The organism is Frankia sp. RB5 (assembly GCF_059816245.1).
This window is the reverse complement of record NZ_JCBATA010000027.1, coordinates 76,221-87,150: the sequence shown is the minus strand read 5'-3', so window position 1 is coordinate 87,150 and position 10,930 is coordinate 76,221. Positions and strand designations below refer to the sequence as shown.

9 protein-coding genes are annotated in these 10,930 nt (G+C 74.2%); 6 read left to right on the top strand and 3 right to left on the bottom strand.

Features of this window, described 5'->3' with window-relative positions:
• The 3 genes from AC6EXY_RS16565 to AC6EXY_RS16555 all read left to right on the top strand — a co-directional run.
• On the top strand, positions 1 to 4,655 hold a 4,655-nt coding region (locus AC6EXY_RS16565; RefSeq protein WP_499842360.1), incomplete at its 5' end, for an SDR family NAD(P)-dependent oxidoreductase.
• Positions 4,642 to 5,901, top strand: a complete 1,260-nt coding sequence (locus AC6EXY_RS16560) for a macrolide family glycosyltransferase (RefSeq protein WP_243407119.1) — start codon at positions 4,642 to 4,644, stop codon at positions 5,899 to 5,901. The genes AC6EXY_RS16565 and AC6EXY_RS16560, both read left to right, overlap by 14 nt.
• Positions 5,902 to 6,133: 232 nt before the next feature.
• Positions 6,134 to 7,024, top strand: coding sequence for an SAM-dependent methyltransferase (locus tag AC6EXY_RS16555; protein WP_101830031.1), 891 nt, complete (start codon positions 6,134 to 6,136; stop codon positions 7,022 to 7,024).
• Between the two features lie 18 nt (positions 7,025 to 7,042).
• Here the strand turns inward: AC6EXY_RS16555 and AC6EXY_RS16550 are convergent, their stop codons facing one another.
• Positions 7,043 to 8,302, bottom strand: coding sequence for an MFS transporter (locus tag AC6EXY_RS16550; protein WP_243407118.1), 1,260 nt, complete (start codon positions 8,300 to 8,302; stop codon positions 7,043 to 7,045).
• A 101-nt stretch (positions 8,303 to 8,403) separates the two neighbouring features.
• Here AC6EXY_RS16550 and AC6EXY_RS16545 point away from each other — a divergent pair, with 101 nt between their 5' ends.
• Both AC6EXY_RS16545 and AC6EXY_RS16540 read left to right on the top strand, forming a co-directional pair.
• Positions 8,404 to 8,661 carry a LysR family transcriptional regulator gene (locus tag AC6EXY_RS16545; protein WP_243407117.1) on the top strand — a complete coding sequence of 86 codons (258 nt, stop codon included), beginning with the start codon at positions 8,404 to 8,406 and terminating at the stop codon, positions 8,659 to 8,661.
• A complete protein-coding gene (locus AC6EXY_RS16540) occupies positions 8,645 to 9,058 on the top strand; it encodes a LysR substrate-binding domain-containing protein (protein ID WP_499817997.1) in 414 nt (137 codons plus the stop codon). The genes AC6EXY_RS16545 and AC6EXY_RS16540 overlap by 17 nt, the downstream gene beginning before the upstream one ends.
• On the opposite strand, the gene AC6EXY_RS16535 is transcribed toward AC6EXY_RS16540, so the two are convergent.
• On the bottom strand, positions 9,036 to 9,515 hold the full coding sequence (locus tag AC6EXY_RS16535) for an acyl-CoA thioesterase (RefSeq protein WP_499817996.1): 480 nt from the start codon (positions 9,513 to 9,515) through the stop codon (positions 9,036 to 9,038). The two genes, AC6EXY_RS16540 and AC6EXY_RS16535, sit on opposite strands and share 23 nt — an antisense overlap.
• A 9-nt stretch (positions 9,516 to 9,524) precedes the next feature.
• Here AC6EXY_RS16535 and AC6EXY_RS16530 point away from each other — a divergent pair, with 9 nt between their 5' ends.
• A complete protein-coding gene (locus tag AC6EXY_RS16530) occupies positions 9,525 to 10,034 on the top strand; it encodes a hypothetical protein (RefSeq protein WP_499817995.1) in 510 nt (169 codons plus the stop codon).
• 489 nt (positions 10,035 to 10,523) lie between these two features.
• Here AC6EXY_RS16530 and AC6EXY_RS16525 read toward each other — a convergent pair whose 3' ends face one another.
• Positions 10,524 to 10,727: a hypothetical protein gene (locus tag AC6EXY_RS16525; RefSeq protein WP_133150551.1), complete on the bottom strand. Its 204-nt coding sequence runs from the start codon at positions 10,725 to 10,727 to the stop codon at positions 10,524 to 10,526.
• Positions 10,728 to 10,930 lie beyond the last annotated feature (203 nt).

Sequence of the window (10,930 nt, the reverse complement as noted above, 5' to 3'; positions counted from 1 at the left end):
TCTGGCTCGGCAGCCTGAAGTCCAACATCGGCCACGCCCAGGCCGCCGCCGGCGTCAGCGGCGTCATCAAGATGATCCAGGCCCTCCAGCACGAAACCCTCCCCAAGACCCTGCACGCCGAGCGGCCCACCCCCCATCTCGACTGGGAGTCCACACCCCTCGCCCTGCTCACCGACGCCGTCCCCTGGCCCCGCGACCCCCACCGCCCCCGCCGCGCCGGCATCTCCGCCTTCGGCGTCAGCGGCACCAACGCCCACGTCATCATCGAGGAGGCGCCCCCGGCGCCGGTCACGCCCACCCGGGCGACCGGCGCGGCGCCGCTGCCGATCGTGCTGTCGGCACGGACCCCGTCGGCGCTGCGCGCGCAGGCCGACCGACTCGGCGCTCACCTCGACGCGCATCCCGACCGCGCCCTCGCCGACGTCGCGCACACCGTGGCCGGACGCACCCGCTTCGAGCACCGCGCGGTCGTCATCCTCGACGCTACTGCGGACCCGCGCGGTCCTGCGCCAGTCGACCAGCAGACGAGCACGACGACACGGGGCCGACGACCGGGCCAGGACCAGCGAGCTCGGCTGAGGCGGACGCTGGCGGCTCTCGCGGCGGGGCGGCCCGCGGGCGGGCTGGTGAGCCGGGAGGCCGGCGCGGGGACGGTCCAGGGCCGCCTGGCGATGCTGTTCACCGGGCAGGGCAGCCAGCGCGCCGGCATGGGCCACGCCCTGCACGCCGCCCACCCCACCTTCGCCGACGCCCTCGACGACATCTGCGCCCGCTTCGACCCCCACCTCGACCGACCCCTGCGCGACGTCATGTTCGCCGCCCCCGACACCCCCGACGCCGCCCTGCTCGACCGCACCGAATACACCCAACCCGCCCTGTTCGCCTACGAGACGGCGCTCTACCGGCTCGTCAGCGGGTGGGGGCTGGTGCCGGGTCTGCTCGCCGGGCACTCGATCGGCGAGCTCACCGCCGCGCACGTCGCCGGCGTGTGGACGCTGGACGACGCCGTCACACTCGTCGCGGCCCGCGGCCGGCTCATGCAGGCCTGCCGACCGGGCGGGGTGATGATCTCGATCCGCGCGCGCGAGGCGGACATCGCCGCGTCACTGGCCGGGCTCGCCGGCCTGGTGGAGATCGCCACCGTCAACGGGCCGACGTCGACGGTGATCGCCGGCGACGCCGAGGCGGCCGAGCGGGTCGCCGCGGACTGGGCGGCCCGCGGATTCGCCACCCGGGCGCTGACCGTCAGCCACGCGTTCCACTCCCCGCACATGGACGACATGCTCGAGGCATTTCGCGAGGTCGCCCGCTCGGTGCGCTACCAGCCCCCGGCGGTTCCGGTCGTGTCGGCGCTGACCGGCGCGTTCGCCACCGCCAAGCTGACCGACCCCGAACACTGGGTGCGCCACGTGCGGGAACCCGTGCGCTTCCTCACCGCGGCTCGCGGTCTGCGGGCGGCCGGCGCCGGCGCCTACCTGGAGCTCGGCCCGGACGCTGTCCTGTCGGCGCTGCTCCCCGACTGCCTGGCCGCGGACGGCGAGGCGACAGGCGGCGAGGCGGGCGAGGGGGGCGAGGCCGGTCCCCTCGTCGTCGCGGCGAGCCGGGCGCGGCGCGACGAGCCGGCGACGTTGCTCGCCGCCGTCGCCGCGCTCGACGTCCACGGGCTGACCGTCGACTGGCGCGCCGCCGGAGCGGGCGGCGGCCACCACGTCGAACTGCCCACCTACCCGTTCCAGCGCCGCCGATACTGGCTGGACAGCGGACCCGGCCGTCCCAGCGCGCCGCGCGACCACGCCGCTGCCGGCGACGTGTCGCGGCCCGGCACCGGCGCACCCCTCGACCCGGACGGCTGGCGATACCGAACAGGCTGGCGACCGCTCCCGGCGGACGCCGCCACCGCGGCCGTCACCGCCCACGCTGGCACGGTGCCACCGCTCGGCGGCACCTGGGTGCTGATCGTCCCCGCCCGTGGGGTCGAGGACGCGCTGGTCACCAGGCTCATGTGGCTGCTGGAATGGCTGGGGACGCGGCCCGTCGCCGTCCGGCTGGTCGGCGACGAGGCCAGCCGCCACGCGGTCGCCACGCGTCTGGCCGCGCACGCGCCGGACGCGCGCGGGATGCTGTCCCTGCTCGCGCTCGACCCGCGTTCGGGCCACCAGGGTCTGCCCAGCGGGTTCATGCTGACCGTCGCTCTGTCGCAGGCGCTGCGCGATCTCGGATCCAGCGCGCGGCTGTGGGCGCTGACCCGCGGCGCCGTCGCCACCGGCGGCGACGACCCGGCGACCAGCCCCGAGCAGGCGATGCTGTGGGGTCTCGGCCGCGCCCTCGCGCTGGAGCACCCCACCGGTTGGGGCGGCCTCGTCGACCTGCCGGACGACGGCCGCGCGGACCTCGACGACGAGGCCCTGGCCTGGCTCGGCGCCGCGCTGCTGGCGCCCGGCGGTGAGGATCAGGCCGCGATCCGCGGCGGCGGACTGCTCGTCCCGCGACTCCTTCCGGTGGCCTCCGGCGTCACTGGAGCCGGCTGGGTGCCGCGGGGAACGGTGCTGGTCACGGGTGGTACCGGCGCGCTCGGCGCGCACGCGGCGCGCCGCCTGGCGGCCGAAGGCGCACGCCGGATCGTCCTGGCCAGCCGGCGCGGGCCCGACGCCCCGGGCGCCGCGGACCTTCGCGCACTGCTGACCGGCCTCGGCGCCGAGGCCACCATCGTCGCCTGCGACGTCGCCGACCGGGCACAGCTCGACGCGCTGCTCGCGGATCTCGCCGCCGCGGGGACCCCGGTGACCGAAGTCGTGCACGCCGCCGGCATCGCCGGGCGCACCGCCCCGCTCGTCGACCTCGACCTCGACGAGGTGGCGGCCGTCGTCGCCGGGAAGGTCGCGGGGGCCGCCGCTCTCGACGCCGCGCTGCCCGCCGACGCGCGTCTCGTGCTGCTGTCGTCGATCTCGGCTGTCTGGGGCTCGGGAGACCAGGGCGCCTACAGCGCCGGCAATGCCTATCTCGACGCGCTGGCCACCCGGCGGCACGCGGCCGGCCGGCCGACGACCGCGGTCGCCTTCGGTCCCTGGGCGGACGCCGGCATCGGAGCCGAACCCGCCCTGCGCGACTACCTCATCCGCCGGGGCCTGCGCCCGCTGCCGCCGGAACCGGCCATGGACACGCTGCTTGCCGCGGTCGCGGAAGGCGCGCCGACACTCACCGTCGTCGATGTCGACTGGGAACGGTTCCTGCCCGTGCTCACCGCGGCGCGCCCCAACCACCTGTTCGACGCCCTACCTGCCCCCGCCGACCGTCTCGCGTCGGCCGGCGCCGCGGGCCCGGCCACCCCCGAGGCCCCGGACCAGCCCGCGGGGACGGACTACGGCGCGCTGCCCGCCGCCGAGCGGGCCGGCGCGCTCGCCGCGCTCGTCAGGGCCGAGGCCGCGGCCATTCTCGGCCATGACTCGCCCGACGACCTCGACCCCGCTCGCCGGTTCCTCGAACTCGGCTTCGACTCCCTCGCCTCGGTCCAGCTCGCCCGCCGCCTGGCCGCGGCGACCGGGCTGACGCTGCCGCCGCCGGTCGTGTTCGAGCACCCGACCGTCACCGACCTGGCCGCCCACCTCACCGTGCTGCTCGTCACCGCGGCGGCCGTCCCGGCGGCGACCGACCGCACGGGGACCGGCCAGGCGACGACCGCTGCCCCGGCGGGCGCCGTCCTTGCGGCGGACCGCCCCGTCACGTCGGGCGGACCTGTCACACGGGGCACCGCCGTCGCGCCGACGGACGCCGGGACGCGCGGCGCTGGTGTCGCGTCGTCGGTCTACGCCGAGGGGATCAACGGCTCGGTTCGCGACCTGTACCGGCGGGCCTGCGCGATCGGCCGTTTCACCGAGGGCGTCGACCTCATCCGGGCAGCGGCGAAGCTGCGGCCGGTCTTCACGACGGCCGCCGAGTACAGCGGGCGGACCGCGCCGGTGCGCCTCGCGGCGGGGTCGGCGCGGCCGCCGCTGGTGTGCGTCCCGTCGATGGTGGCCCCGTCCGGCCCGCACAACTTCGCCCGTCTCGCGCTGCACCTGCACGGCGAGCGCGACGTCCACGCGCTCACTTTGCCGGGCTTCGGCGAGGGCGACCGGCTGCCGGCGAGCGCCGCGCTCGCGATCGACCTGCTCGCCGACGCCGTCCTCGGCCACTTCACCGACCCTCCAGCGCTCGCCGGCTACTCCTCGGGCGGCTGGCTGGCCCACGCCGTCGCCGCCCGGTTGGAGGAACGGGGTGAGCGGGCGGCGGCGGTGGTGCTGTTGGACACCTGGTTCCCCGGCGACCGGATCCCACAGGCCGACATCGACGAGGAGCTGCGCGGCATCGCCGTCAACGAGCAGGCCTACGCGCTGATGACAGAGGCGCAGGTGACCGCCCAGGGCGGCTATCTGGACCTGTTCGACGGATGGCGACCGGCGGAGATCGCGGCGCCGATCGTGCTGGTGCGGGCCGGCGAGCGCATGCCCCAGCAACCCGACCTGGACGACGACCCCGACGCCCCGTCCGGCGCCGAGTGGAAGCTCGCTCACGACACCATCGACGTCACCGGCAACCACCAGACGATGATGAACGAGTTCGCCGCGTCCACCGCCGCGACGGTGCACCGCTGGCTGGCCGGTCATGGCCGTGCCTGACCGCCGCGCCGCCCGCCCGGCGGTCCCCTCCCCCATCACCCGGCAGGAACGGCAGGATGCGATGGCCGGCACGCGCCACATAGCCATGATCGGATGCACCACTCCCAGTCACGTCTACCCGTCGCTCGGCGTCATCGCGGAGCTGGTGCGGCGCGGCCACCGGGTCAGCTACGCCATCGGCGACCGGCTCGCCGGGCTGGTGAAGGCCACCGGCGCGCAGGCGGTGACCTACCCGTCGACGCTGCCGGCGGGCGACGGCGACTGGCCGGACAACCCAGCCGCGGAGCTCGCGACGGCGATGTTCCTCACCGAAGCGCGCCACACCCTGCCGCTGCTGCGGGAGCGGTTCGACCACGACCGGCCGGACCTGCTGCTGTACGACCTCGGCGGCCAGGCCGGCCGGGTACTCGGCACGCTGCTCGCGGTGCCGGCCGTGCTGTTGGCCCCCAGCTGGGTGACCTGGGAGGGCTTCGAGGAGGAGCACCGCGAGGCCCTCGACGCGATGCGCTCGTCGCCGGACGGGATCCGGTATCACACGGCGTTCACGGCGTGGCTCGCAGAGTTCGGCATCGACCGCGACGCCTGGGACTGGATGTCGGAGCCGGGGCCCACCCTGGGCCTCATTCCGCCGGTGCTGCAGCCGCGCCTCGACCGGGTGCGGCCGGGCGTGCGCTTCGTCGGGCCGTGCCTGGACCCCGCCCGTCTCGCCGAGCAGACCTGGAGCCCGCCCGCCGGCGAGCGGCGGACCCTGCTCGTGTCGCTGGGCACCGTGTTCAACGACCGGCCCGACATCTACCGGGCGGTCGGGTCCGCCTTCGCCGGCAGCGACTGGCACGTCGTCATGGCGGTCGGCGAGCGGGTGGATCTCGCCGCGCTCGGACCGTTGCCGCCGAACGTCGAGGCCCACCGCAGCGTCCCCCAGCTCGGCGTCCTCGCGCACGCCGACGCCTTCCTCACCCACGCGGGCATGGGCAGCTGTGTCGAGGCGCTCTGGTTCGCGGTGCCGACGGTCGCGGTGCCGCTGGCCGCCGAGCAGTTCGGCAACGCCGCCATTCTCGCCGCCCTCGGCGTCGGCCAGCATCTCGACGCCACCGGCGCGCTGGATCCGGCGCTGGTACGCGCCGCCGTCGAGCAGGTCGCGAGCTCTGCCGAGATCGCGGCCCGGCTGGGGGCGATCCAGGCGGCGGTACGCGCCGGCGGGGGTGTCGAAGGCGCGGCCGACGCGATCGAGGCATTCCTGCCCTGACCATGCCCTGACCGCCCAGGCCGGGAGCAGGCCATTCTCCACCCTCCGCTCCCGGCCTGGGCATTTACCGGAATCCTGACGAGCGCCCGGTTCGCCGAAAAACAGCGTCGGGCCACTGCGAGGAATGCCGCACATCATCCGGTCCGGCATTGCGGAGAATCTCGCCGCCGCGGCGGCGTCCGCACCGCCGTCACGACAGCGTCATGACCAGGGACGAGGAGTGGGCCGCACCATGATGGATGACTGGGACATCGCGACCGGCGTGGGTGTCACCGCGCTGGGCGCCGCCTCCGCCAGGGCGATCGAGACCCATCGCCCCGACGCCATGATCGACGATCCGTATGCGGAGGAGTTCGTCCGGGCGGCCCGGCTGCCCCAGCCGATGCCGACGACCCCCGAGGAGCTCGCGGCGATGTCGCCGCCCGGCAGCTGGATGCCGGGCTGGCGGTACATGGGCGTGCGGACCCGCTTCTTCGACGACTACCTCGCCACCGCGCTGGACGCTGGTCTGCGCCAGACGGTGATCCTCGCCGCGGGTCTCGACACGCGAGCCTTCCGCCTGGGGTGGCACGAGGGCAGCGCGGTGTTCGAGGTGGATCAGCCGCGCGTGCTGTCGTTCAAGCTGTCGGTGCTGCGCCGCCGGCAGGCCACCCCGGCCTGCCGGCACCGCGTCGTACCCGTCGACTTACGCGAGGAGTGGGCCGGGCCGCTGCGCACCGCCGGGTTCGAACCGGTCGCGGCGACGGCGTGGCTGATCGAGGGCCTGCTGCCCTACCTCGACGCCGACGCCGAGCGTCGACTGCTGACCACGGTCGACGCGCTGTCCGCGCCCGGCAGCCAGGTTGCGATCGAGGACGCGAGGAGGATCGGGCAGGCGCTGTCCGACGACGAGTACGCGGCGTCCCGCGAGCGGTACGGCGTCGACCTGCGCGACCTCGTCCATGAGGACGATCCGCGGGTACGCGACGCCGCGGCGATGCTGGGCCGGCTGGGCTGGAAGGTCAGTACCGAGACGATCACCGCGGCCGCCGAGCGGTACGGCCATCCCCTCGACCCCGCGCTGTCGGTCACCACCGAGGCCAGCAGGTTCCTCGTGGGTGAACGCACCGCCGCCGCGGCGTGACCCCGGTGCGCCGCAGAGCTACCGAAGGGTGACAATGTCCTCCGCGGGACGCGCTGGCTCTCGGATGGCGGGCCGCCCGCCTCGCACATCCCAGACGGCCAGTCCGACCGCGATGAGGCCGAAGCAGGCGCCCACGACGCTCACGGCACCCCAGCCCCCGCGGCTGTACGCGGTGGCGGAGGCGAAGGAGCCGGCAAGCCCGCCGGCGAAGTAGGTCGCCATGTACGCCGAGGTCAGCCGGCTGCGTGCCTCGGGACGGAGCCGGTAGACCTCGCTCTGGTTGGTGATGTGGAGCCCCTGGGCGGCGAGGTCGAGCGCGAGGATGCCCACGACAAGCGCGACCACCCAGTGCCGGCCGAGGCCGAGCGGCAGCCAGCACGCCAACAGCAGGACAGCGGTGCCGGAGGTGACCTGGACGGCCCGGCCGCGGTCGGCGGCGCGGCCGACGAGCGACGCGGCGAGCACGCCCGCGACTCCGAGCAGCCCGAACAGGCCGATGACGCCGGTGGAATATCGATAGGGCGATCCACCGAGCAGGAAGGACAGTGGCGTCCACAGCGTCGAGAACGCCCCGAAGGACGCCGCCCCGTACAGCGCCCGGCGGCGCAGCAGCGGCTCCTCCCACAGCAGCCGCGGCACCGACGCGACCGCCGCCCGGTATCCCAGGCCTGGGCCCGCGGCCGCAGCGGGAGCGCAGCGTTCGGCGGGCAGCCGGGCGACGAGCACCGCGCACAGCACCAGCTGCCCGCCGCCGGCGACCCAGTACGGCGTCCGCCAGTCGCCGAGGTCGGCGAGCCAGCCGGCGATGGTGCGCGCGAGCAGGATGCCGAGCAGCAGGCCGCCCATCACCGTGCCGACGACACGGCCGCGCTCGGCGTCCCCCGCGAGGGAGGCGGCGAAGGCCACGCCGATCTGCGCGGTGACGGCCAGCGCGCCAACCGCGGCGCAGGCCGCGAGCAGCTGGACCGTCGTGGTGGCGGAGGCGAACAGGAAAAGGCCCGCGGCCTGGGCGGCGACGAGCGCGGGGATGAGGCGGCGGCGTGCGACGAGATCGCCGACCGGGACGAGCAGGACCAGCGCGGCCAGATAGCCGGCCTGCGACACGCTGACGAGCAGGCCCGCGGCACCGGTGGACAGGTCGAGAGCGCTGCGGATGTCGTCGAGCAGGGGCTGGGCGTAGTACATCGTCGCCACCGACAGCCCGGTGCTGAGCGCGAGCAGCCCGACCAGTCCACGGCTGACGGTGCCGCGGCCGGCTGGGACGTCGTCGTCGATCACGTGGTCCAGCGTGCACCGGAGGCCGACAACCCGTCCAATGGAACAATCAGGTCTCTTTCATCTGTCGACCAGATCAGTCGAGCGGGACCAGGAGGAGTCGGGTGGAGCTTCGCCAGCTTGAGCACTTCGTCGCCGCGGCAGAGGAGCTGCACTTCACCCGGGCCGCGAAACGGATGAACATCGTCCAGTCGGGGTTGTCGTCGTCCATCGGTGCGCTGGAGCGGGAGTTGCACGCGCGGCTGTTCGTCCGCAGCACCCGGGCGGTACGGCTGACCCGGGAGGGCGAGGTCCTGCTCGGCGAGGCACGGCGGATCCTGGCCGCTGGCGCCGGCCGAGGTGCGGGTGACACCGCTGGATGACGCGCCGATGATATTCGCCTGCGCCGCCGGTCACCGGCTCGCGGGCCAGGACCTGGTAGCGATCGCGGACACCGCCGGCGAGGGCTTCGTCGACTACCCGCCGGGCTGGGGCTCGCGGACCGTGGTCGACGCGGCGCTCGCGGAGCGCGGCCTGCGGCGTCGGCTGGCCTGCGAGGTCGGCGACACCGACACGCTGCTTGACCTCGTCTCGCACGGCCTCGGCGTCGCCGTCCTCCCGCCGTACCTCGACGCGCGCGGACGCCCCGGCCTGTGCCTGCGCCCCCTCGCCCCGCCTGCGCCCACGTTCCCGACAGCCATGATCACCCCGGCGTCGGGCGCGTCGGCGGCGGCGCGCATCCTGCTGGACACGGTCGTCAGCCGACAGCCGACCAGTTGATGGAGTCGAGATAGTTCTGCAGGGTGACGGCCCGGCGCAGCCGCGCGTCGACGAAGGCGATGGTGACGACGGCCTCGACCGCCGGACGGGCGACGTCCGGGCGGTGGATCTGCTGGCGGAACCGGGCGAGGAAGGTGTCGCCGGCCACGTCGAAGTCGCCGTCGGTCGGCTCCACCAGCTCGGTGCGGACCTCGATCTCGCCGCCGCGGACCTCGACGCGATAGTCGACCTCGAGCCGGGCCACGACCGCGATGATCTTCTCACCGGGGACCATACGCCTGCGGACGAGCCAGTCCGCGCGGCCGGCCTCCAGGTACTCGAGTGCCACGGCGTTGTTGACGTGCCCGAGGGCGTCGAGATCGTTCGGGCGAACCAGCAGGGTCAGCGCGGTCTGGCCGGCGAACACGCGGCGGCTCCCATCGTCGGCATGCCAGGTCAGGACCATTGTCTGTGGCACCGTGCTCCGGTGCGTCGTCGCTGGCTGTTCACCGACCAGCACGGCCACGCGCACTTGCGCGGAACCGACGGCCCGCGACGGCTCGCCGCGACCCGCGAGGAGGCTCTGCTGGCGCTCGACCATTTCATCACGCACCGCCTTGCCGCGTTCGGGCCGTACGAGGACGCGATGCTCGCCTGCGACTGGACGATGGCCCACTCCCTGCTGTCGCCGGCGCTCAACCTCGGTCTGTTGCACCCATTGGAGGTCGCCGCCGCCGAGGGCGCCTATCGACGCGGTGACGCGCAGATCGTGAGCGCGGAGGGCTTCGTCCGCCAGGTCCTCGGCTGGCGGGAGTACGTCTGGGGGATCTGCTGGTGGCGGGCGAGGACTACCTTGACCGCAACGCGCTGCACGCCACCGCCCCACTGCCGGGCTGGTTCACCGACCTCGACGCGGACTCGCTCGAGGCCGCCTGCCTGTCCGACGTGCTCGCCGGGGTGCGGGACCGCGCCTGGGTACACCACATTCCCCGGCTGATGGTGCTCGGGAACTGGGCGCTGCAACGAGGCTACGATCCCCGCGCTCTCGCCGATTTCTTCCACGAGAGCTTCGCGGACGGCTACGCGTGGGTTATGGCCGCCAACGTCGTCGGGATGAGCCAGCACGCCGACGGCGGCCTGATGGCGACGAAGCCGTACGCGTCCGGTGGCGCATGCGCCGCGCCCTCGCCGGCCTGGACCGCCTCGCCAACCGCGAGGCCGTCGTCGAGGCCGAGCGCTACCGCGGCGACGCCCCGCCCTGAGGTGTTCCGCCGACGTAAAGCAGAATACTCGGATTGTACCGGTTCCCTTGCGCGCCCTGGTGGATCCTTGGCGAGGAGCACCAGCGAAGGCAGGAGGCACGAATGTCGGGGGAACAGGAAAGTTCGGTTCAATTCGGCCTATCAGGGCCGCTGCAGGTCTCGGTGGATCAGACCGAAGTCGCGACTGGCACACCGCCGGAAGGATCGCGCCGACTGCTCTTCCACTACCCGCGCACAGGTCCGTCTGTGCCCGCTTCATACTCAACTACGAGGGCCTCGGCTACGAGGGCCTCGGCCAGGAGGAACGACGGGCGTCCCGTCTGCTCGGCCTGCCGGCGGTTGCGGACTTCGGTGCCTGGGCCGCCGCCGCGCTCGACATCGACGACGCCGAGGGCGAGCGGACGACGGAGCACCTCACGCAGGCTCATCTCCTGAACCGGGTCGGCGAGACCCCCGCACGATGCCGGCTGGCCATCGTGTTTCACGGGGCTCTGCCGCAGCACCTTGCTGGACGTCCCTACGCCCGTACGTCGGCCGGTCGACCCGCCACCTCTCGGGGAACCTTCTGCTCTGCGTCTCTGTACATCGATCCTGCTCGCAGACGTCCACCGCGCTCCGTGAACGCGTCCAA